The organism is Streptomyces flaveolus (genome assembly GCF_014648815.1).
GTDB classification, from domain to species: domain Bacteria; phylum Actinomycetota; class Actinomycetes; order Streptomycetales; family Streptomycetaceae; genus Streptomyces; species Streptomyces flaveolus.
This window is the reverse complement of record NZ_BMRV01000003.1, coordinates 177,595-199,355: the sequence shown is the minus strand read 5'-3', so window position 1 is coordinate 199,355 and position 21,761 is coordinate 177,595. Positions and strand designations below refer to the sequence as shown.

Here is a 21,761-nt window from a genome sequence, read left to right as displayed (position 1 = left end):
CGTGCAGCGGGCGTTGGAGGCATCACAGCCCGTCGCCGCTGTGCCTGTCGACCGGATTTGGTTCCGCGGTGCGTGGGTCTTCTGCGGCGGCCCAGGCCCGCGACGGCCGCGTCCGTGCCGGCGGGACGGTGAAGTGTCCCCCGGGAGGAACACTGGCACGGCGCCACGGACACCACCCTCATGGCCCACCTCGCCCCGGTCGCCGGCGACGGCACCACCTGGCTGGAGCCCATCACCGACGAGCGGTACGCCACCGCCCCGGACGGCGTCCGGGACTGACGGCAGAACCCGGTCGTCGCTCCCGCGGGGGCATGGATTCCCGCCGTACCGGGAACAGAGGCGCGGTGGCATCGCCCGCACGGGAACGGGTGTCCCCGTGGGGCCGGCCGACCGGGGCCGGCCGTGCTGAGCTCAGGAGAGTGGGACGACATGACGCAGAGCGTCGAATCGGTCCGGCGAGTGGCGCTGGGTGTTCTCGGCGCCGTGCTGGTGGTGGTCGGTGTGGCTCTACTGGTGCTGCCCGGGCCCGGGCTGCTGCTCGTGTTCGCCGGTGTGGTGCTGCTGTCCCGTGCCGTACCCGCGCTGGACCGGTTCGTCGCTCCCGTCCGCCGGCAGGCGATGCGCGCGGTCGAGGAGAGTGTCTCCTCACTGTGGCGCATCGCCGGCTCGGTCCTGGCGGGACTGTGCCTCGTCGGCGCGGGTGTGGTGTGGGGGCTGGTTCCCCAGGTCCCGTTCGCCGGATGGGCCACGGGGGCGAGCCTGATCGTCTCGGGCCTCGTCCTCTTCGCCCTTCTGGTCTGGAGCTACCGCCGCGTCCGCGCCGGTCGTCGGTGAGTGGCCCTGCGCCGTGCCGGCAGGGTCTCAGAACGCCCAGCGCGTGTGGCTGTACACCCCGTCGTCCCGGCCGAAGCCGTACGCCGTGGCCGGGGCCACCGCGAAGACCGTGACGTCCCCCTTGCGGATCGCGTCCCCGATCCCGTGGAAGGTGCCCTCGGGCGCGGTGATGTGCCGTCCGTACTTCGCCTCGTACGCCGCGATCATCTCCTCGATGACCGCCGGGTCGGCCACCGGTTCCGCCGTGCCCTCGATGACGAGGTCGAGCCCTTGGGTGAGCGAGTTCCCTCCGGTGGTCAGCGCGCAGTGTCCGTCATGGGCGAGGTTCTTGGCCTTCTGCTCCTCCGCGCCGGTGGAGAAGTACAGCACCCCGCGGTGCCAGGCGGCGATCACGGGGGTGACGTGCAGCCGTCCGTCGGGCCGGACCGTGGACACCCAGAAGATCTCGGCGGCCTCCAGGTGCCGCTGGGCCTCGGCCCACTCGGTGGGAGTGACGTCTTCGGCGCCCGGGCGGGGATTGAGCGCGGAGCTGTAGCGGGCGTCCAGCTCGGTGGTGGGGTGCTCGGGGGGACCTTGTGTCGGCATGGCGGTTCTCCTTCCCTCTCCTGTAACGACCCGTTTCGCGCCCTGGAATCATCGCTCCGCGGCCCCCGCCGCGCACGACGTCAGGTCCGGCGGGCCAGCAGGTCGTCCAGTTCCGCCGCGAAGAGCCGGGCGGGGTCGAAGCCCATGGCGGCGAAGTGACCCGCGAGTTCCAGGGAGAGGACTCCGTGCAGACGGGTCCAGAAGGCCAGGGCCTCATGGAGGACCGCGGGGCGGGCGGGGTGGCCGCCCGCCCAGTCACGGTGGTGCTCCAGGTGGGCGTCGAAGGGCGTCGCCGGGCTGTCCCCCGGCAGCGCCGTGAAGGCGTCGAGCAGGAGCGCCATCATCTCGGAGGTGATGGCGACGGTCTCCTCGGGCGCGTGATAGCCGGGGACGGGGGTGCCGTAGATGAGGAAGTACCGCTGGGGGTGCTGGAGGGCCCAGCCGCGCAGGGCGTGGGCCAGGCCCGCCGGGTCGGCGCCGGCCCGGGACGCCTCGCGCAGAGCGTCGGCGAGGCCACGGTAGGCGTCCTTGACGAGCTCGGTGATCAGCTCGTCGCGTCCCGCGTAGTAGCGGTAGAGCGCGGGTCCGCTCATGCCCATCTGCTTGGCGATCGCGTTGAGGGAGAGCGCGGACGCTCCCGCCGTGGCGATCTGCTCCCAGGCGTGTTCCTTGATCTCCGCCCGCACCTCGGCGCGGTAGCGCTCCCGCGGCGTCTTCGCCTGCGACTTCTCCAAGGCCCGCGCCCTTTCTCGTCACTATGGGTACATGCTCAAAGTTTCGTTAGAAGGTATCACGCAACCCGTTGACCTCCCGCCCCAGGGCCACTGCCGAAGCCCACAGCCATTTGCCTATAAGCATTAGGTAGGCGCATAATGGCTTTCGGCTGACGGGAGGCAGGTCATGGTTCGAGCAGGGCTGACGCCGGAGCGGCTGACCCGGGCGGGCGCGGAACTGGCCGACGAGGTCGGCTTCGACCAGGTGACCGTCTCGGCGCTCGCCCGGCGCTTCGACGTCAAGGTCGCGAGTCTGTACTCGCACCTCAAGAGCTCTCACGACCTCAAGACGAGGATCGCCCTGTTCGCGCTGGAGGAACTCGCCGACCGGGTCGCCGCCGCGCTGGCCGGGCGGGCCGGCAAGGACGCCCTGGCCGCCTTCGCGGACGCCTACCGCGACTACGCCCGCGAACACCCCGGCCGTTATGCCGCCGCCCGGCTCCGGCTCGACCCCGAGACGGCGGCGGCCAGCGCCGGCGTCCGGCACGCGCAGATGACCCGGGCGATCCTGCGCGGCTACGACCTGACGGAGCCGGCCCAGACGCACGCGGTCCGGATGCTCGGCAGTGTCTTCCACGGCTACGTCAGCCTGGAGACGGCCGGAGGCTTCGCCCACACCGCCGTCGACTCGCAGGAGTCCTGGGACTGGATCCTGGACTCACTCGACGCCCTTCTACGAAACCAAGGCAATGAGCACTGACCACGACACCGACCACGGCTGGGTCACCACACCCGTGACCGCGGACCTCCTGCGCGGCTTCCTGGACGTCGAACCGACCGCGCACGGCCTGCTGCCGCATCGTCTGCCGGCCCGGGCCCGCCGGCAGATCCCCGACGACCAACTGGCCGTGGCGGAGGCGCAGCCCTCCGGCGTGCGGCTGGTCTTCCGCACCCGGGCCACCACCGTCGAACTGGTCACCCTGCCCACCAAGCGGGCCTACCGGGGTCTTCCGGCCCCGGCGGACGGCGTCTACGACCTGCTGGTCGACGGCCGCCTCGCCGCCCAGGCCACCGTCGCCGGCGGCAACGTCCGCACGGTCGTCGACATGGTCACCCAGCGCGCCGAGCTGACCGAAGGGCCGCCCGGCACCGCCCGGTTCACCGATCTGCCGGCCCGTGACAAGGACGTCGAGATCTGGCTTCCGCACACGGAGGTCACCGAGCTGATCACGTTGCGCACCGACGCCCCGGTCGAGGCGATGCCGGACCACGGCCGCCGGGTGTGGCTGCACCACGGCAGTTCCATCAGTCACGGCTCGAACGCCGCCCACCCCACCGCCATCTGGCCGGCCCTGGCCGCGAGTCTGGGCCAGGTGGAGCTGGTCAACCTGGGGTTCGGCGGCAGCGCGCTGCTGGACCCGTTCACCGCCCGCGCCATGCGGGACACCCCCGCGGACCTGATCAGCCTCAAGGTCGGCATCAACATCGTCAACGCCGACGTGATGCGCCTGCGTGCCTTCACCCCCGCGGTGCACGGCTTCCTGGACACCGTCCGCGAGGGGCATCCGACCACTCCGCTGCTGGTCGTGTCGCCCATCCTGTGTCCGGTCCAGGAGGACACCCCCGGCCCTCTCGCGCCCGACTTCGACGGCGGGACGGTGCGGTTCAAGGCCACGGGCGATCCCGCCGAACGCGCCGCCGGGCGCCTGACGCTGAACGTGATCCGCGACGCCCTCGCCCGGATCGTCGAACAGCGGGCCGCCGACGACGCCCACCTGCACTACCTCGACGGCCGTGCCCTGTACGGCGAGAAGGACTACGCGCAGTTCCCGCTGCCGGACGAGGTCCATCCCGATCCCGCCGGACACCGCCGCATCGGCGAGAACTTCGCACGGCTGGTGTTCGCGGACGGCGGTCCCTTCGCCGCCACGGCCGGCTGACCGCGGCACGCGCGCGGCCACCGGCCCCCTCAGAGCAGGTCGCGCGGCACCCGTTCGTTCCAGGTGCGGGAGAAGACCCTGCGGCGGCCTTCCCAGCCGTCCAGCGTGGCGTCGACGAAGAAGTCCTCCTCGTCGCAGGTGAGCCGGGTGTGGGTGACGACACGCACGTCCCAGTCCTCGCGCCGGAACCGCATGGTCCACGTGGACTCGCCGCTGACGGAGGTGAAGTCGTCGGCGACGGCGGCATAGCGCTCGTGGGCCCTGCGGCCGACCTCCAGGCCGATCTCGTCGAAGCGGACCGTGCCGGCGTCCTTCACGATGTCCAGTTCGGCGTTGTAGCCGATCAGGTCGCGCTTCACGTCCCAGCGTGCCTCGGGGGGCGTCAGCCGGGTCGTGGTGAGGGGCGGGGTGCCCTCCGGCTCGTCGAACGGGTCGGCCGGCGCGTCGTCGGGCCGGTCCGCCGGGCGGACGGGGAGCGTGAGCGTGCTGGAGTTCTCGTACACGCTCAGCCGGGCGGGCCTGGGCGGTGGCCAGGCGAGCGGCCAGTAGGAGGTGGACAGGGAGAGCCGGATGCGGTGTCCGGGCGGGAAGCTCTGCGCCACTCCGTTGAGCTGGACGGTGGCGCGGTAGCGCCGGCCGGGCTCCAGTGGCTCGGGCTGTTCGGTGCTGTCGCGCCGGGTGAGGTTGAGCAGGCCGTAGGTGACCCGGGTGGCGGCTCCGTCGGGGTGGACGTCGGAGAGGCGGGCGGCCACCATGGCGACCGGTTCGGCGACCGACAGGTCGAGTTCCACCGTCGGCGATCCGAGGATCTCCAGCCGTTCGGTCAGTGGTTCGGTCTCGAAGACGAGCGAACCGCCGTCCTCCTCCCGCTGGTCGTAGGGCAGGTCGGGCGGCGCGTTGTAGGACGCCCACTTGCCGGCGAACTGACCGACGGACAGCGGTGACTGCACCGTCAGCGCGTCACCGCCCCCGGCTGTCTCCGTCTCCGCGCCCTGCTCGGCGGGAGGTGCGATCCGGTGCCGGGTGAGGGGGTGCGCGACCGGGTGGACGTGCGGGGAGGGCCAGCTCGGGTCCGCCACCCAGCGTCCCGGCCGCTCCTCGTACGCCGTGGACGGCGGCACGCTGTCCTGCATCCACGTCCGTAGCATGGGGCCGTCCATGACGCCGTTGTCGACGCCCTTGAGCCAGTGGTCCCACCAGCGCACCACCTCCTGGAGGTAGCCGATGGCGGGGCCGGGCTCGCCGAGGTGCGGGAACTTGTGCGACCAGGGGCCGATCAGCCCCTTGCGGGGCACGTCCAGGTGGGCGAGGAGCCGGGTGACGGCGTTGGAGTAGCCGTCCGCCCACCCGCTGGAGGCGAGCACCGGGCAGCGCACGGCCCGGTAGTCCTCGGCGACGGAGGCGTGCCGCCAGTAGTCGTCGCGGCGCTGGTGACGCAGCCACTCCAGGACCCACGGCCGGGTGTGCTCCAGCCGTTCGTGCCACATGTCGCGCCAGCGGTCGCCGACCACGGCCGGATCGGGCGGGCAGGTGCCGTAGGCGAACATGGTGCCCGCCTCGGCCAGGTTGTCGGACAGCATCGCCCCGCCCATGTAGTGCATGTCGTCGGCGTGCCGGTCGTCGGTGAAGGAGGCGATGACGATGGCCTTCAGGCTCGGCGGCTGCCGGGCCGCCACCTGGAGGGCCGCGAAGGCACCCCAGGAGATGCCCATCATCCCCGTGGTGCCGTCGCACCAGGGCTGGTCGGCGAGCCAGGCCAGGATCTCCTCCGCGTCGGTCTGCTCCTGCTCCAGGTACTCGTCCCTCAGCACGCCTTCCGACTCGCCGGTGCCGCGCAGGTCGACGCGGACGCAGGCGTACCCGTGCCCGGCGAGGTAGGGGTGGTGGATCGAGTCGCGGACGGAGGTGAGGTCGCGCTTGCGGTAGGGGATGTACTCCAGCACCGCGGGCACGGGTTCCTGGTCGGACGACGTGGGGCGCCAGATGCGCGCCGACAGGCGGACGCCGTCGGACATGGGGATGACGACGTGTTCCTCTTCCTTCGTGGTGCAGGGCAGGTGGGTCACGTAACGCATGGTCCGGCGTACTCCTTGTCCTCACTGTCCGTCGTGCGGCTCGTCGAATGTCAGACCGAGCGCGGCCACGCAGTGGTCGTACTTCCTGCGCATGTCCGCTTCGTCATCGCCGCCCGTGAAGATGTGCGCCACCTCGTAGCTGTAACTGTCCTGCTGGGACAGGTCGGACAGCCGCTGCCCCTCCTCGGGGAGGACATGGATACGCACTCCCGGTGTGTCGCGTTCGATCCGGGCGATGTCCTTCGGCGAGGGCACGTTGCGCACGACGCCGTCGGTGAACCAGCGGTAGTACCACTTGGCCGCCGTGGCGTACCGGCCCTGCCGGTACGGCATGCGCGGGTCGTCGCCCAGCGCGAGCGCGAGCATGGGGTGGTGGTTGGGCACGCCGTCCACGTACTCGAACAGTTCGGCGTGCGACTGGGAGTGGCGGGGGTTGATCTCCAGCAGGTTGATCTCCTGCCTGCCGGGGTCGTAGAAGTACTCGACGCTGAAGGTGGCCGAGTCGAAGCCGATGCGGCGCATCACGCGCTCGGTGACGTCATGGAGCCGGGTGATCACCTGCGGCGGCAGCGTGGAGGGGTACTGGTGGCGCAGGAAGCACGGGGAATCCGGGTAGTCGATGGAGTCCAGCGTGCCGTAGACGGTCACCTCACCCTGGTGGACGTAGCCCTCCACGGCGACCTGAATACCCGTCAGCGACTCTTCCGCGAGGCACACCCGGCCGCCGACGCCGTCCATCTCGGGCGGCACGTCGATGCGGTCCAGGACGCGTTCGAAGGGGCGGCCGACCCGGGAGATGCCCTGCCGTATCTCGTCGACGGCGCGGCGGAACTGCTCCTCGTCCTTGACGCCGAAGGCGAGTTCGGAGGAGTAGGACAGGGCCGGCTTCAGCCACATCGGGAACCGCAGGTCGCCCGGGGGACGCGGCGGGTCGGCCTCCAGGTCGACCCGTCCGAAGCGCGGGTGGCAGTCGGTGACCTTCTGCTGTTCGAGACGGCTCCAGTACTTGTGCTCGCACTTGACGACCGACTCCAGGCTCGTGGTGCGGGTGCCGTAGCGCTCGCCGAGGATCGGCACCAGGGTGCTGACCGGGAAGTCCCAGTAGCCGACGATGGCGTCGATGCTTCCGTCGAAGGCGTCCAGCACCTGCTGCGCCTTCTCGGTGACATCCGGCAGCGACACCTCGCCGCCCTGCAACTCCTCGACCGTCAACAGGGGGTGGAAGCGCAGCGCTTCGGCGCCCGGCACCGCCTGGAGCGTCGGAAGGTTGGCCTCGTCCAGGCCAAGTACGAAGACGTTTTTCACCTTCTGGTCAGACATGGTTCTCCTTCCCAAGATCGGCGGGGTACCCGGCCACCGTCCGGTCAACCTTCGCGACGCGGGCCGCCCGGACAGCGCTCGCCACGTCGAGCGTGTGACGACGTCCCGACATGGGGACGGTTCAGGGCGATGTGTTCCTCACCCGGGGCGCGGGTGCCCCACCGCCGATGCCCTGTCCACGTCTGCGCGGGCCGGGTCTCGTGACGTCCACCGGGACGCCGTACCCGGCGTGCGGCGCGGCCTCGTACTGGGAGCCCTTCTGGCAGCGGGGCCGGCGCTACCGGGCCATCGACGGCGCCGAGTCCGAGGCGATGCGCCGGCATCTCGGTGCCGGCCGCGGCCGGCCGGCGCTCGACATCGGTTGCGGCGAAGGGGAACTCACGGCGCACCTGGACCGGCTCGGCTACCGGGCCACGGGCATCGACTGCTCCCCCACCGCCGTGGCCGCCGCCCGCGAGCGGCGCCCGGGACTCGACCTGCGCGTCATGGACTTCGACGCCGTCGAGCCCGACCGGCTGCCTCACTCCGCCTTCGCCGTCGTCACCTGCCGGCTCGTCTACCGCTGGGCCGCCGACAAACCCGCCTTTCTGTCCCGGGTGCGCCGTCTCCTCGCGCCCGGCGGTGTGTTCTGGGTGGTCACCTCCGTGCACACCGCCGGGCAGGAGCCACCCAAGCCCTGGGAGGCCGGCGCGGCCGACGTGGAACTTCTCACCGCCCGGTGGTCGCGGGTGCGTGTCAGCGAGCTCGAGCCGTCCTTCCGCTGCTACGCCCTGCGACCCTGACGCCCTCCCTCAAGAAGGAGATGCCCGTGACGTCGGACCCCGTCCACGCACAGTCCTGGACCGTCTACGGTCAGCGGCAGTTGGACCACGGATGGTCGCCTCCCGTGCCCGACCGGATCGACTGGGGGTTCTGGCCCGGTGTGGGTCCGGGAGCGGAGGTCCTCGGCGACATCCGGGGCAAGCGGGTCCTCGACGTGGGATCGGGGCCCGGTCATCATGCCGTCCACCTGGCCCGCGCGTACGGCGCCCTCGTGGACGGCGTCGACCTGTCCCCCACCCAGCACCGGCGGGCGCTGAACGATCACGGCTCGGAACCCGGAGTCCGTTTCCTGTGCGCGGACGTCGCCGAGCACCTGCGGCGGGTGCGGCCCTACGACGCGGCGTACGGCCTGCGTACGTTCGCCTGCATCGATCCCCGTCACCTGCTGCCGGCGCTGCGGGACGGACTGGTCGACGGCGCTCCCCTCGTCTTCTCGGCTCTGCACACCGACGCCGACGGGCTGGGCCCGTCCGAGGAGGTGGTGTCGCGCCCGGAGCTGATCCGGCTGCGGCAGGAGGCGCCGATTCCCACCGTGATGTGGGTGCTCGCACCCGGGCTGTGGGAGGAGCTGCTGGGCGAGCACGGCTTCGGGGTGGAGGGGTGCGAGCTGCTCCGCGCCCCGGACAGGGACAACCCGGGGGTTCTTCAGCTGATCCGGGCCCGGCGCCGCCGCGCGGCCCGCGCCTCCGCCGTGTCCAGCCGGCCGCGGACCGACCGGCCGCCCGCGCCCCACGCCGCGATCGGCGTCGGCGCCGTGGTGCTCGGGCCGCGAGGTCTGCTGCTGGGCCGGCACCGGCACGGCACATGGGAGTTGCCCGGCGGCACCGTCGAGCCCGGGGAGGCCCTGCGGGAGACGGTCGTGCGGGAGCTGGCCGAGGAGACCGGGCTGCGCGCCCGCCCCGAGGACGTGACACTGCTGGGCACGCTCGTCGACCACGTCGGCGACGTGGTGCGCGTCACCGTGGGCGCCGTCGTCTCGGCCTGGCAGGGCGATCCCCGCGACCAGCCGGGCGAGAGCGTGGGCGACTGGCGCTGGTGGCCGCTGGACGGGCTGCCGCAGGGCCTGTTCGAGTGCAGTGCCCAGATCCTCACCTCCTGGCGCCCCGACCTGCCTCCCATCGATCACCCGCCCGCCCACTTCACGCCGTTCGCGGATCCGCCTCCGCTCCCCGCGCAGCCGGACGGGACGGACTGACCCGAGTCCCGGCCCGGGGACCTCGTCCGGCCGGGCGGCGCGTCGGCGAAGATGGTCAGCGTCAACCGTCCACGCCAGCGAGGAGTCTTCGCGCAGATGGCTACTTCCGCCCCCGGCCCGAAGCCGCCGACGATCGCCGACGTCGCACGCGTCGCAGGCGTCTCGCGCACGACCGTGTCGCACGCCCTGAACGGGCTCGGCAAGGTCGATCCCCGGACGCGGGAGCGCGTCAGGCAGGCCGCGGCGGACCTGGGCTACCGCCCCAACCTCCGGGCGCAGCGGCTTCGGCGCGGACAGGCGAAGGCCATCGCGCTGGCCTCCTCGATGCCCTTCGCGGTGGCGGGCGGGCCGTCCCGGCTCGGGTTCTACATGGAGGTCGCGGCGGCCGCCGCGGAGAGCGCCCTCCTCCACGACTACGCCCTCGTCCTCGTGCCGCCCGTGCAGTCGGGTTCCGCGCTGTACTCCGTCGACATCGACGGTGCCATCGTCGTGGAGCCGGAGGTGGGCGACGCCGCGGCCGCCCAGCTGCGCGAACGCGGGCTGCCGTACGTGGCGCTCGGCAGGCCGGTGTCGCCGGACGAGGACGCGCCCTACGTCGACCTGCGCGGCGATCTGGTGGCGGAGCTGCTGCTCGCGCACCTGCACGAGCAGGGGGCCGAGCATCCGGCGCTGATCGTCGGCTCCGGTACCCGGCACTCGTCCGTCGACGCGCTCACCGCCTACGAACGGGCCGCCGAGCGGCACGGCTGGACGCCGGTCGTGGCGAGGGTGCCGGAGTCGGGCGGTGAGCAGGCGGGGTACGAGCGGTGTGCCGCCCTGCTCGCCGAGCACCCGGAGACCGACGCGGTCTGCGCACTGGTGGACGCGTTCGCGGTGGGCGCGGTCCGGGCGATCCGGGACAGCGGGCGGAGGGTGCCGGACGACGTCATGGTCGTCACCCGCTACGACGGCCTGCGGGCCCGCACCTGCGAACCGCCCCTGACAGCGGTCGACCTGCACCTGGACCGGGCGGCTTCCGACGCGGTGGAGCTGCTGCTCGGACGACTGCGCGGGGACACCGCCGCTCCGTCGGTGGCGGTGTCCCCGCAGCCGCGGGTGATCCCCCGTGCCTCGTCGGTACGGGCTGCCCGACCCTGAGGTCCGGCACGGGCCGTCCGGACCCGAGCCGGTGAGCGGCCCGTGGGACCCGTCAGGCCCCGAACATCAGGACCAGCCCGGAGACCAGCGCGAAGACGAGCACGAACAGACGCATCCTGCGCGCGTCCAGTCGATGGTGCACCAGGCGGCTGAGCCAGGCGCCGACGGCGATCGCCGGCAGCAGCAGGGTCGCCTGCCCCAGCTCCGCGGCCTGTGCCTTGCCCGTCGCGAACAGCAGTACCAGCGAGGCGACTTCACCGACGAGGAAGCATGCGGCGACCGTGGAGCGCAGCTCGGCGGGCGGCCGGTGCTGGTAGACCAGAGCGAGCGGTGGCCCGCCGACGCCGGTCGCGGTCTCCGTGAGCCCGGTGACGGCGCCCGCGCCGACGTACGCGACCCGCCCCGGGGCGAACGCGGGGGCGGTCAGGCTGACGACGGCCGCGAGCACGGTGGCCACGCCCACGAAGAGGCCGAGACTGCGTTCCGGGATCAGCCACAGCAGTGCCAGTCCGGCCGGGGTGGCGGCGAGCCGCGCCCCGGTGATCCAGCCGGCGCCGCGCAGGTCGAGCGACGCCCGTTCGCGCCAGGCGACGTACGCGTTGAGCGGGATCATCGACGCCAGGACGAAGACCGGGACCAGACCGGGGTCGAGGATCCCGGCCACAGGCGCGACGATCAGCGCGAAGCCCAGTCCGCTGCTGCCCTGCACGAACGCGGCGACGGCCACCGTCACGCCGAGGACCGCCAGCATTTCCGTACTCACTTCGTCGTGCTCCGCTCCTGGGGCATGCTCAGCGCCCGTGACGCCGTGGACGTGGGGTGCACCCGGGTGACACCGGCCCTGGCGACGGTGGCGCGGGCCAGTTCGGCGGCCCGTCTCACCAGTGCGGGCCCGTCCCAGTCGACGGGCCGGCCGTGCCACATGCGCAGTCGCCCGGCGACGAAGACGGCGGTGATCTGGTCCCGGTTGCCGCGTCGGACGAGCTCCCACGGCAGGTCCCAGGAGAGCGCCGTCTCCGGGGTGTCGGCGTCGACGAGAAGGAAGTCGGCCGCCGCGCCCGGCGCGACGGTGCCGGTGCGGGTGCCGAGCCCGACGGCGTCCGCGCCCCCGCGGGTGGCGCGCTCCAGCCACGTCCAGCCGGCCCCGCACGACGAGTCGCCGGTCGCCAGCCCGTAGGCCAGCCGCTGGGCGAACTCGGCGGCGTCCGCGAGCCGGAAGCCGTCGCCTCGGGTGCCGTCGGTACCGAGTCCGAAGCGGACGCCACGCTCGGCCATGGCCGTCGCGGGGGCGACCGCGTTGCCCTTCCACGCGCTGGCGACGGGGTTGTAGCTGACGGCGGTTCCCGTGTCGGCGAGCAGGGTCAGTTCGCGCGGGGTGAGGAGTGTGGCGTGCGCGGCGAGCAGCTGGGGGCCGAGCGCGCCGATGCGGTGCAGGTGCTCCAGGGGCCGCAGCCCGTGCCGTACCAGGGAGCGTTCCACGCCGGCGAGGTGCTCGTTGACGTGGATCTGCACGACGGTGCCGGCCTCGGCGGCCAGGCGGGCGGTGGCGTGCAGGGTGCGTTCGGTGGCTGCCTCGGGGATCGAGACGGCCAGGGAGGGGTGGATCAGGGCGTCGCCGGTGTAGCGGGCGAGGTGCTTCTCGGCGTTCTCGAGGACGGCCGGTCCGGCGGCGTCTCCGTCGTCCGCGTCGTTGCAGATCAGTCCGAGCACGCAGCGGATTCCGGCGTCGCGTGCGGCCGACGCGATCACGTCGACGTCGACGTCGGCGCGGGTGCCGGCGTCGGCGACGGTGGTGAACCCGCCGCGCAGTGCTTCGAGTGCCGCCAGTTTGGCCGCCGTGTAGGCGGACTCCTCGTCCAGCGCGCCCTCCAGCGGTACCCATACCCGGCGGAAGATCTCGGAGGGCTCCCCGAAGGCGAGTGCCGCGCCGAAGCTCTGGGTGAGGTGGTGGTGGGCGTCGACGAAGCCGGGCATCAGCAGGTGGCCGGGCAGCCGTACGGTCCGCAGCAGCGGGTACGCACGCTCCAGTTCGGCAGCCGGTGCCACGGCTGCGAAGCGGCCGTCGTCGACCAGGACCGCCCAGCCGTCGGCGGGGCCTTCCGGCAACAGGACCGCGCCGGGTACGAGGAGGAGCGGGCCGGGGTGGGCGAGGGCGTCACGATCGGGTGGGTTCATCGGTCGCTTCCTGTGCGTGCGGAGGTCAGACGGGCGGCGACGCCGGGCCTGACGTGGTGGAAAAGGATGTTGAGGACGGCGGCGGTGAACGTGCCGACGGCGACGCCGCTTTCGAGGAGGATGCGGACATTGGCCGGGAAGGCCCCGTACACGCCGGGGACGAGGATGGGCAGCAGTCCCAGCGCGAGGGCGACGGCGCAGACGAAGGTGCTGGTGTGCCGGTCGAGGTCGGAGCGACCGAGCATCTGGATGCCGAGCACGGTGATGACGCCGAAGACGATCATGGCGGTGCCGCCGACGACCGCGGTCGGGATCACGCTGATCGCGCGGGTGACGGGGGCGAGGAATCCGATGACGATGAGCACGACGCCGGCCGCGGCGGTGACGAACCGGCTGCGGACTCCGGTGACACGGACGATGCCGATGTTCTCCCCGCTGGTGACCATGAGCGGCAGGCCGAAGAAGCCGCCGAAGAGCGAGGTGAGCGCGTCCCCGCGGACGGTCTTCGGCACTTCGGTCCGCTTGTCGATCTCCTTGCCGACGGCTTCGGCGTTGATGACGGTCTGGCCGGTGGCCTCGGCCATGGAGGCCAGGCTGTAGAGCATCAGCGGCAGCGCGGCGACGAGGTTGAACTCGGGTGAGCCGAAGGGCATCAGGTGCGGCAGGTTCACCAGGCTGCCGCCCGCCAGGCCTCGCCCGTCGAGCGCGCCGGTCGCGGCGGCGAGCGCGGTGCCGGCGAGCAGGCCGAGCATCACGGCGAGTTGGCGCCCGACGCCGCTGAAGAACAGGTAGAAGGCGACGGTGAACCCGATCGTCGCCATGCCCAGACCGAGGTTGGCGGGATCGGCGAAGCCCGGCGATCCGGGCTGTCCGGTGACGAGGACCGCGCCGACCTTCACCAGGTTGACGCCGACGATGACGATCATGGTGCCGATGACGAGGGCGGGGAAGTACGCGAGCAGCCGGGAGAAGACCGGCAGGACGACGAAGGAGAACACCGCCGTCAGGACCACCGCGCCGGTGGCGGTGCGCAGGCCGTGCTGCTCGGCGATCGCGAGGAACAGGATGAGCGGTGCCCCGCCCGGCAGCATCACGAACGGCAGCCGAGGTCCGAACTTCCAGAAACCGAGCGACTGGAGGAGCGATCCCACGCCGGAGAGGACGAAGGCGGCCGAGAGCAGGTCGACGGTGAGACCGGCGTCGAGCCGGAGAGTGGCGCTCATCAGGAAGATCGCCGAGATGGGCGTGGCGGCCATGACGAGGACGTGCTGGACACCGAAGAGCAGGATCCGCCCCAGGGGACGGGCCTCGTCCACGGGGTGCACGGCGGGCCGGGGCGGCCCCTCGGTGGGGGCCGGCTGAGTGTGGTCGGGGCGGACGGACTTCTCGGTGCCGGAGGGGTGACCGGCCGTCCCGGCGGGAGCGACGGCGGGGTCGCCCGGTGGCTGGGCGGCCGCTTCGCGGCCGGAGGCCGGTGAGGTCGGTGAGGTCGGTGAGGCTCCGGCCGGGGGCCGGGTCTGGCGGGGACTGGACACGTTCGGGCTCCGTTCGGGCATACGGGCACGCTCGGATTTCAGCCGCGATCCGGCCCTGGACGGAGAGCCAAATCGATTTGGCCAAATCGATTTGGCCGTCAGTATGTGACCCCTCCGACCGACCGTCAAGGGTGGGGGCGCGCACCGGCTCCCGCGGGGGCTCTCCGACCGGGGGCGGTACCCGGGACGGGTCCGCGGCTCGGCCCGGGAGTGCCGAGCGCGGCAGGACGCGGGCGGCGCGTCCGCCGTGCGTCCGCACCAACCGCCCCGCCCGCCGCGCTACGGCGTGCGGCGGGCGGACGTTCCCGGGTGTCCGGTCGTCACACCCGCTGGGTGTGGTCCGTGCCGACGGGCTCCGTGGCGAGGGCGCCCATCACGATGCGGGAACGGCTGTGCAGGCGCAGCGAGACGGCGACGAGGGCGATCCCGACCGCCGTCATCGCGGCACCGGCCCAGGCCGTGGCGGCGAAGCCGAGGCCCGCGTCGATCACCGTGCCGCCGAGCCAGGGGCCGCCGGTGTTGCCGAGGTTGAACGCGGCGGTCGTCGTCGCGCCGGCGAGCGTGGGCGCGGCGCCCGCCACGTTGAACATGCGGGCGTTGAGCGCCGGGGCGGTGTAGAACGCGGAGACTCCCAGCAGGAACGACAAGGTGATCGCGACGGCGGGGGTGGAGGCGAACAGTGCCAGAGCGGCCAGCAGCACGGTCGAGGCGGTGATACCGGAGAGCAGCACGCCGAACAGGTGGGCGTCGGCGACCCGTCCGCCGATCGTCGTGCCGACCAGCGCGCCGACGCCGAACAGGGCAAGCACGGTCGGCACCCAGCCGTCCGCCAGGCCGGACACGTCGGTGAGCAGCGGCGCGAGGTAGGAGAAGGCGCAGAACACGCCACCCGCGGCGAGAGCGGTCACCACGATGGAGAGCCACACCTGGCGGTCGCGGTAGATCGCCAGTTCGCCCTTGAGCCTCGGCCGCTGCTCGGGCAGCGGGATGCGGGGGATCTTCGTCGCCACTCCGACGAGGGCGATCGCGGACGCCGCGCCCACGGCCCAGAACGCGGAGCGCCATCCCAGGTGCTCACCGAGGAACGCGCCCGCCGGGACGCCGAGGACGTTCGCGATCGACAGTCCGCCGATCATCACCGCCATCGCCCGGGCCCGCGACGTCTGCGGCACCATCGCGATCGCGACCGCCGCGCCCACCGCCCAGAAGCCCGCGCACGCCAGGGCGCTGACGACGCGTGAGACGAAGAGGACCCCGTACGTCGGTGCCAGTGCGCCCGCGACCTGGCCGAGGCCGAAGACCGAGATCAGGGCGACCAGGGTGATCTTCCGCGGCAGCCGCAGCGTCGCGACCGCGAGCAGGGGGGCACCGACCACCATGCCGATCGCGAACGCCGATATCAGCAGTCCCGCCTGCGGGATGGACACGTCCATGTCGTCGGCGATGGGCGGCAGCAACCCGGAGAGCATGAACTCGCTGGTGCCGAGGGCGAATACGGACAGGCCGAGAATGTAGACGGCGAGTGGCATGCGGGGCACCGCGGGCCGCGGGGAAGATTCGGGCATGACAGGTGCCAACGACGGCTTTCCTCCTGTCATTCCCGCGCGGCCCCCCGGTCTCACGATGCGGTCGGCCCCGCTGGCGCCGCTCGACGCATTCCTCCAGGCTTCCGTCCGGTCGAGGCACCCTGCCGTCCCCCACTGACGGCACCCCGTGCGTCGGCCGGTTCGCGACTTGGGTGGTGGGCGGGTCGTCCGATCGGACGACCCCGGTGTCCCCCGTCGTGCGCACCGCGTCCAGCCGGAGCGACGACGCCGGCCGCCGGGAGAGGAGGTCAGGATGGACGGCGAGCGGGACGGTGGTGAACCGGCCCCGGACGACGGGCCGGGGCCGCCTCCCCCCTCCCCTGAAACGCGAGGAGTTCACGATGAACGATCCCGACCGCGCCCTCCTGCACGCCGCGGAGCGCGGTGACGCCGGGGCCGTGCAGGCCGCCCTGGACGCCGGCGCGGCGGTCGAGGCACGTGACGGGCACCGTCGCACCCCGCTGCTGCTGGCCGCCCTCGGCGACCATGTGGCGGCCGCCGAGATGCTGGTCGCCGCGGGCGCCGACCCCGACGCACAGGACGACCGTCTCGACAGTCCCTGGCTGGTCACCGGTGTCACCGGCAGTGTCGCGATGATGCGGGCCCTGCTGCCGGCCGGTCCCGACCTGACGGTGGTGAACCGCTTCGGCGGCGTCTCCCTCATCCCGGCGAGCGAGCGGGGACATGTGGACTACGTCCGTGCCGTGCTCCGCGAGACGGACATCGACGTCGACCATGTCAACCGGCTCGGCTGGACCGCCCTGCTGGAGGCCGTGATCCTCGGCGACGGCGGCCTGGCGCACCGGGAGATCGTGGAGCTGCTGATCACCGCCGGCGCCACCACGGATCTGCCGGACGGCGACGGGGTGACCCCGCTCCAGCACGCCGAACGGCGCGGTTCCACGGAGATCGCCGCTCTGCTGAGGGCCGTCCGGTGAGGCGGGCCGCCCTGCTGACGGCGCTCGCCGCGGCCGTCGCCCTCGGCGGCGGGTGCGCCGCTCCCCGCCACGACGCGGCCGGCACCGGCACCACCGCCGCGTCACGGACGGATGCGGCGGCACCGAGTACCGCCGGGAACCCGGCGCCGTCCTCGCCGTCCGCCCGCACACCGGCCGGTTCGCTGATCGTCGCCGACTTCGGCTCCGACACCGTCACCTTCGTCGATCCGGACCGGGGCGCGTTCGGTTCCACGGAGGTCGGCACCGCGCCGTACGGACTCGTCGTCGGCCAGGACGGACGGGCCTGGGTCGCCACCGCCGAAGGGGTCGCCGTCGTCGACACCGGCACCCGGAAGCGGCTCGCGCGCATCCCCTACCGGTCGGACGGCATCGGAGAGCCCGCCTACGGCGAGTACCGGGGCGGCGGCATGGGGATCGCCCTCTCCCCCGACGGCCGCCATGTGTACGTCGGCGTCAACCGGCCCGCCGGCGACGGCGCCCTGGAGGTGATCGACACTCGCACCCTGCTGGTCACCGGCTCCGCCGAGGTGGGCCGCCGTCCGTTCGACGTCGACGTCTCGCGCGACGGCCGCGAGGTGTACGTGACGAACCACGACTCCTTCGACGTCACCGTCGTGACGGCCCGCTCCCTGCGGACCCGGCGCATCGAGGTCGCCCCCTACGGCACCGAGGGCGGACTGGGTTCCTGGCTCAAGCCGCACTACGCCGCCGTGCGCGGGTCGGACGGGAAGCTGCTGCTTCCGTTCGAAGGGGAGCGTCTGGTCGTGGTCGACCCGGGGTCGGGCGCGTCGCGCGTCGAGCGGATGACCGCCCGTACCCACCAGCACGGCGTGACGGTCACCGCCGACGGGACGCTGCTCGTCGTCGGCACCGGGGTGATCGACCCCGACCGGCACGAGGGCCCCTCGCTGACGGTGCGCACCGCACGGGGCCAGGAAAGGGTGATTCCCCTCGACGGCCCCCACGAAGGGATCACCGTGTCGCGCGACGGCCGTAGTGCCTACGTCACGGGCGGCTTCACCCGCGACGGCTACTGGAACGGCATCACCGTCGTCGACCTGGACTCCGGCACCACCCGGCGCCTCGCGGCGGGCGAACGGCCGCTGGGGATCGCGGTCCTCTGAGCGTCGTCCCCGCCGTCGCGGACGCGCGCCGCGGACCGCACGCGCGCAGAATGGGAGGAGGACATGCCGGCTCGGTGGCGTCCGGCCGCCTCGGGACGGGGCGCACCGATGCGACGCGACCTGCCGGGAGGCAGCGATGGAGCACTCCGGGGGCCGACGCGGCGACACTTCCGCACAAGGTGACGGACGGGCTGCCGCGCACGTGGCTCTCGCCGTCAACGGCATGGGCAGTTTCACCTGGGACGTGCCCAGCGGGGTGATGCACTACGACGACGCAGCCCTCGACGTCATGGGCTTCCGTCCGGGCGAGTTCGACGGCAGGCTGAGCACACTCGGTGAGCGCATGCTCCCGGCGGAGCTGCCCGCGGTGCAGGCCCGGGTGGACAGGGCCCTGCAGGACCGGTCCGGTTTCAGTCTGTACTTCCGCGTCCGCCATCCCGGCGGCTGGCTGCGCTGGACGCACACCCAGGGGCACGTCGTGTGCGACGCCCAGCGGCGCCCCCTGCGGGTCATCGGCATCGTGCGGGACGCCAGCCAGGAGCTGCGGGCCATCGACCAGACCGAGCAGCTGCACCAGGCCAGGCAGGACCGGCGCAGGCAGGCCGACATCGTCGCTCACATCAGCGACGCGCTCATGCCCACGGTCACGGTGGACGACCTCGCGGAGGCTCTCACGTCGGCCCGGCTGCTGGAACGGCTGGGCGCCTCGAGCATCGTCCTGGGGCTGGTCGACAACGGCCGGATGGAGCTGATCGGCTCGAACGGTCTGAGCGGGCAGCTCGTCCGCGACTTCCACCTGTCCCGGCTCGACCAGCCGCTGCCGCTCACCGAGGCGGTGCGCACCCGCGAGCCTGTCTTCATCACCGACCGCGACGAGCTGACCGAGCGCTACCCGGCGCTGCGGCCGTACCTGAGGATGTTCTCCAGGGCAACGGCCGCCGTGTACCAGCCGTTGATCGCACACGACACCCCGATCGGCGCCCTCGGCCTCACCTTCGACGGCAAGGCGTCGTTCACGCACGACGAGCGGACGGTCCTGAACGCCCTGGGCAAGGTCGTCGCCCAGTCGTTGCAGCGGGCCCTGCTGTACGACCGGGAGCACGAGCTGGCGGCCGGGCTGCAGACCGCCATGCTTCCCGGGCACATGCCGCCGACGCCCGGGCTGGTCTCGGCCACCCGTTACCGTCCGGCGAGTGCCCGCGGAGGGATCGGCGGCGACTGGTACGACGCGCTCACGCTCCCGGACGGCCGGGTCGTCGCCGTCGTCGGCGACGTGCAGGGTCACGACGTGACGGCCGCCGCCGTGATGGGCCAGCTGCGCATCGCCCTGCGGGCCTACGCGGCCGAGGGCCACCCGCCGACGACGGTCGTCGCCCGTGCCTCCGCGTTCCTCACCGAGCTGGACACCGACCGTTTCGCGACCTGCCTGCTCGTGCAGATCGACCCGCGCACCGGACGCACCGTGATCGTCCGTGCCGGCCATCTGGGCCCCGTGCTGCGGCGTCCGGACGGCACCTGCACATGGCTGGACACCCCCGGCGGCCTGCCGCTCGGTCTGTCGTCCCCGGGGTCGCAGCCCGGCCACCCCGCCGCCGAGCTGGTGCTGGGCGCCGGATCCACCCTCCTGCTGTGCACGGACGGGCTCGTCGAGTCGCGCACCGCCGACATCGGCGAGGGCTGCGACAGACTGCTCGCCGCCGTCGCCACCGGGCCCGTGGAGCCGGACGACCTCGCCGACCACGTGCTGAGCTCCATGAGCGCCCACACGGGGGAGGACGACGACGTGGCGCTGCTGATCATGCGGCGCAACCGCCGGGCGTCCGAGGTCAGCGAGCGGCTGGAGGTCGCCATCAGGTCCGTCGACCCCGACTCCCTGCACACGGCCCGGCTGGCGCTGCGTACGGCGCTGGACGACTGGTCGCTGGGCCCGCTCTCGGAGACGGCGGAGCTGCTCGCCTGCGAACTGGCCACCAACGCCCTGCTGCACGCCCGGGGCGACGCGACCCTCACGGTGTCGCCGGTGACCGACCGCGGCCCCACCGTGCGGCTGGCCGTCACCGACACGTCGCCGGTCTCGCCGCGGCGCCGGGCCGCGACCGAACGTTCGACGTCCGGCCGCGGAATGATGCTGATCGAGGAACTGGCCACCGCCTGGGGGGTGGAGTCGCGGGGCAACGGCAAGACGGTGTGGTGCGAGGTGACCCTGCCGCCGCCCTGACCGGGGCGGTCACCGCCTCTTCCTCAGCCGACCCCGGGGCCGTCCGAGGCTCCCGGGCCGGCGGCGGTCAGCGGGGCGGTGGCTTCCCAGACGAACCCGTCCGGATCGGTGAACGGGCCGGTGGCGCAGGAGAGCACGATCCGGTGCGATCCCGTGCCGTCGACGGGGACGCCCGCGACCTTGGCCAGCGCGCGGCGCTTGTACAGGGACAGCTTCACGGTGCCCTCGCCGGTGGCGAACTCGACGTACTTGCCGCCGAAGCTCTTGCCCACGGCGAAGCCCTGCTCGACGTAGAACTGCTTGCAGGCCTTCACGTCCTCGACACCCAGCAGGAGCACGATCTCGTCGACGTCCCGGGTGGCCGGCCCGGTGTCCTTCTTCGCCGACGTCGCGAGCTGCCAGATGGTGCCGTCCGGGGCCTGGACGACGCCGCCGTAGCCCCACAGCGACTTCGCGGCGGGCTTGAGGACGGTGGCGCCGGCGTCGCGGGCGGCGGCGAGGAGCGCGTCGACGTTGCCCGGCTGGGACACCACGAGCGACAGGGTGAAACCGCGGAAGCCGGTCGTGGGGGCCTCGGAGGCGCGCAACCGCACCTGCGACGGGTCCAGACCGAAGGCGGCGTCGTAGAAGCGGGCGGCGGCCGTGGTGTCGGCCACTTCCAGGGTGACGGAGTCGATGGCGTTCATGTCTTCGACGGTAGGGGCGGCCGGGTCCTCGGCGCTTCTCGAAAACTGACCGGCCCGACGGGCGCCCGGTGCGCTGTCGGCGGACAGGGGCACGCTTGCGGCTCGCGGGACGTTTCAGGTGGTGAGAAGGTCGGATGCCGGTCGACGCAGGTCCGGCAGCGGAGAGGAAGTCCTGTAATGAAGCACCAGAGGGTGTGCGATGTGATGAGCGACGCCGTGGTCCGTGTGCAGCGCGGGACGCCGTTCAAGGAGATCGCCCACCTGCTGCAGGACTACGACATCACCGCGGTGCCCGTGGTGGACTCGGCGGACCGGCCCGTGGGGGTGGTGTCGGAGGCGGACCTCCTGCAGAAGATGTGGGGCGGGGAGCCGGACGGGTCCGCCGGGCGCGGGGCGGAGACCCCGCCCGGCGGCGGGAAGGCCTCCGCCACCGACGCGGCGGGACTGATGACGTCGCCGGCCGTCTGCGCGCGCGAGGACTGGAGCGTCGTCGAGGCCGCCCGCGCGATGGCGCGGCACGGCATCAAGCGGCTCCTGGTGGTCGACGAGGGCGGGCGGCTCATCGGGGTGGTCAGCAGAAGTGACCTGCTGCGGGTCTTCCTGCGCAAGGACCGGGCGATCCGGACCGAGATCATCGAGGAGGCCCTGGTGCAGACCCTCCGCCTGCCGCCCTCCTCCGTGCACGTGGACGTGACCCACGGACACGTCGTCCTCAGCGGCCGTCTCCCCGGGCACGTGCCCGTCTCCGTGCTGGAGGAGCTGTGCCGGCGCGTCGACGGCGTCGTCGCCGTGGAGTTCCGGCCCACGGGGGAGGCCGACGGCGACGGCCCGGCGCCCGCCGACCGCTGAACGGCGGA

19 protein-coding genes and 1 pseudogene are annotated in these 21,761 nt (G+C 72.8%); 11 read left to right on the top strand and 9 right to left on the bottom strand.

All coding sequences use genetic code 11. The annotated features are described in order from the left end of the window. Positions 1 to 107: 107 nt before the first annotated feature. Both IEZ05_RS08565 and IEZ05_RS08560 read left to right on the top strand, forming a co-directional pair. A pseudogene (locus IEZ05_RS08565) lies at positions 108 to 279 on the top strand ((R)-mandelonitrile lyase); the annotation flags it as partial. Between the two features lie 150 nt (positions 280 to 429). Beyond that, the gene (locus IEZ05_RS08560) at positions 430 to 834 is read left to right on the top strand and encodes a PGPGW domain-containing protein (protein ID WP_189229404.1); all 405 of its coding nucleotides are present in this window, start codon (positions 430 to 432) and stop codon (positions 832 to 834) included. A 27-nt stretch (positions 835 to 861) separates the two neighbouring features. On the opposite strand, the gene IEZ05_RS08555 is transcribed toward IEZ05_RS08560, so the two are convergent. Beyond that, the gene (locus IEZ05_RS08555; protein ID WP_189229403.1) at positions 862 to 1,419 is read right to left on the bottom strand and encodes a pyridoxamine 5'-phosphate oxidase family protein; all 558 of its coding nucleotides are present in this window, start codon (positions 1,417 to 1,419) and stop codon (positions 862 to 864) included. Positions 1,420 to 1,499: 80 nt separating this feature from the next. Beyond that, positions 1,500 to 2,153 (bottom strand): TetR/AcrR family transcriptional regulator, encoded by a 654-nt coding sequence (locus tag IEZ05_RS08550; protein WP_189229402.1) that lies wholly within the window; start codon positions 2,151 to 2,153, stop codon positions 1,500 to 1,502. A 166-nt stretch (positions 2,154 to 2,319) separates the two neighbouring features. Here IEZ05_RS08550 and IEZ05_RS08545 point away from each other — a divergent pair, with 166 nt between their 5' ends. Further along, a complete protein-coding gene (locus IEZ05_RS08545; protein ID WP_189229401.1) occupies positions 2,320 to 2,892 on the top strand; it encodes a TetR/AcrR family transcriptional regulator in 573 nt (190 codons plus the stop codon). Then, positions 2,882 to 4,072, top strand: coding sequence for a GDSL-type esterase/lipase family protein (locus IEZ05_RS08540; protein ID WP_189229400.1), 1,191 nt, complete (start codon positions 2,882 to 2,884; stop codon positions 4,070 to 4,072). The genes IEZ05_RS08545 and IEZ05_RS08540 overlap by 11 nt, the downstream gene beginning before the upstream one ends. A gap of 29 nt (positions 4,073 to 4,101) precedes the next feature. Here the strand turns inward: IEZ05_RS08540 and IEZ05_RS08535 are convergent, their stop codons facing one another. Both IEZ05_RS08535 and IEZ05_RS08530 read right to left on the bottom strand, forming a co-directional pair. Further along, positions 4,102 to 6,147 carry a CocE/NonD family hydrolase gene (locus IEZ05_RS08535; protein WP_189229399.1) on the bottom strand — a complete coding sequence of 682 codons (2,046 nt, stop codon included), beginning with the start codon at positions 6,145 to 6,147 and terminating at the stop codon, positions 4,102 to 4,104. Positions 6,148 to 6,168: 21 nt separating this feature from the next. Then, on the bottom strand, positions 6,169 to 7,467 hold the full coding sequence (locus tag IEZ05_RS08530; protein WP_189229398.1) for an ATP-grasp domain-containing protein: 1,299 nt from the start codon (positions 7,465 to 7,467) through the stop codon (positions 6,169 to 6,171). A gap of 167 nt (positions 7,468 to 7,634) precedes the next feature. On the opposite strand from IEZ05_RS08530, the gene IEZ05_RS08525 reads away from it, so the two are divergent. The 3 genes from IEZ05_RS08525 to IEZ05_RS08515 all read left to right on the top strand — a co-directional run bounded on the left by IEZ05_RS08525 (position 7,635) and on the right by IEZ05_RS08515 (position 10,621). Beyond that, positions 7,635 to 8,249: a class I SAM-dependent DNA methyltransferase gene (locus IEZ05_RS08525; RefSeq protein WP_189229397.1), complete on the top strand. Its 615-nt coding sequence runs from the start codon at positions 7,635 to 7,637 to the stop codon at positions 8,247 to 8,249. Between the two features lie 20 nt (positions 8,250 to 8,269). Beyond that, positions 8,270 to 9,484 carry a bifunctional class I SAM-dependent methyltransferase/NUDIX hydrolase gene (locus IEZ05_RS08520; RefSeq protein ID WP_189229396.1) on the top strand — a complete coding sequence of 405 codons (1,215 nt, stop codon included), beginning with the start codon at positions 8,270 to 8,272 and terminating at the stop codon, positions 9,482 to 9,484. A 96-nt stretch (positions 9,485 to 9,580) separates the two neighbouring features. Next, positions 9,581 to 10,621, top strand: coding sequence for a LacI family DNA-binding transcriptional regulator (locus IEZ05_RS08515; RefSeq protein WP_189229395.1), 1,041 nt, complete (start codon positions 9,581 to 9,583; stop codon positions 10,619 to 10,621). A 52-nt stretch (positions 10,622 to 10,673) separates the two neighbouring features. Here IEZ05_RS08515 and IEZ05_RS08510 read toward each other — a convergent pair whose 3' ends face one another. From IEZ05_RS08510 to IEZ05_RS08495, 4 genes are all read right to left on the bottom strand, one after another. Continuing rightward, a complete protein-coding gene (locus IEZ05_RS08510; protein ID WP_189229394.1) occupies positions 10,674 to 11,384 on the bottom strand; it encodes a sulfite exporter TauE/SafE family protein in 711 nt (236 codons plus the stop codon). Next, positions 11,381 to 12,796, bottom strand: a complete 1,416-nt coding sequence (locus IEZ05_RS08505) for an amidohydrolase family protein (protein WP_189229393.1) — start codon at positions 12,794 to 12,796, stop codon at positions 11,381 to 11,383. The genes IEZ05_RS08510 and IEZ05_RS08505 overlap by 4 nt, the downstream gene beginning before the upstream one ends. Then, positions 12,793 to 14,121, bottom strand: a complete 1,329-nt coding sequence (locus tag IEZ05_RS08500) for a uracil-xanthine permease family protein (RefSeq protein WP_373298742.1) — start codon at positions 14,119 to 14,121, stop codon at positions 12,793 to 12,795. Before IEZ05_RS08500 ends, IEZ05_RS08505 begins: the two co-directional genes overlap by 4 nt. Before the next feature lie 530 nt (positions 14,122 to 14,651). Further along, positions 14,652 to 15,860, bottom strand: a complete 1,209-nt coding sequence (locus IEZ05_RS08495) for a Cmx/CmrA family chloramphenicol efflux MFS transporter (RefSeq protein WP_189229392.1) — start codon at positions 15,858 to 15,860, stop codon at positions 14,652 to 14,654. 398 nt (positions 15,861 to 16,258) lie between these two features. Here IEZ05_RS08495 and IEZ05_RS08490 point away from each other — a divergent pair, with 398 nt between their 5' ends. The 3 genes from IEZ05_RS08490 to IEZ05_RS08480 all read left to right on the top strand — a co-directional run bounded on the left by IEZ05_RS08490 (position 16,259) and on the right by IEZ05_RS08480 (position 20,218). After that, positions 16,259 to 16,855 (top strand): ankyrin repeat domain-containing protein, encoded by a 597-nt coding sequence (locus tag IEZ05_RS08490; RefSeq protein ID WP_189229391.1) that lies wholly within the window; start codon positions 16,259 to 16,261, stop codon positions 16,853 to 16,855. After that, the gene (locus IEZ05_RS08485) at positions 16,852 to 18,000 is read left to right on the top strand and encodes a hypothetical protein (RefSeq protein ID WP_189229390.1); all 1,149 of its coding nucleotides are present in this window, start codon (positions 16,852 to 16,854) and stop codon (positions 17,998 to 18,000) included. The genes IEZ05_RS08490 and IEZ05_RS08485 overlap by 4 nt, the downstream gene beginning before the upstream one ends. Before the next feature lie 136 nt (positions 18,001 to 18,136). Continuing rightward, a complete protein-coding gene (locus tag IEZ05_RS08480; protein ID WP_189229389.1) occupies positions 18,137 to 20,218 on the top strand; it encodes a SpoIIE family protein phosphatase in 2,082 nt (693 codons plus the stop codon). 23 nt (positions 20,219 to 20,241) lie between these two features. Here IEZ05_RS08480 and IEZ05_RS08475 read toward each other — a convergent pair whose 3' ends face one another. Continuing rightward, positions 20,242 to 20,904, bottom strand: coding sequence for a VOC family protein (locus tag IEZ05_RS08475; protein WP_189229388.1), 663 nt, complete (start codon positions 20,902 to 20,904; stop codon positions 20,242 to 20,244). A 177-nt stretch (positions 20,905 to 21,081) separates the two neighbouring features. Between IEZ05_RS08475 and IEZ05_RS08470 the strand changes: the two genes are divergently transcribed. Continuing rightward, entirely contained in the window at positions 21,082 to 21,753 is a 672-nt protein-coding gene (locus IEZ05_RS08470) for a CBS domain-containing protein (protein ID WP_189229387.1), read from the top strand. Positions 21,754 to 21,761: the final 8 nt, after the last annotated feature.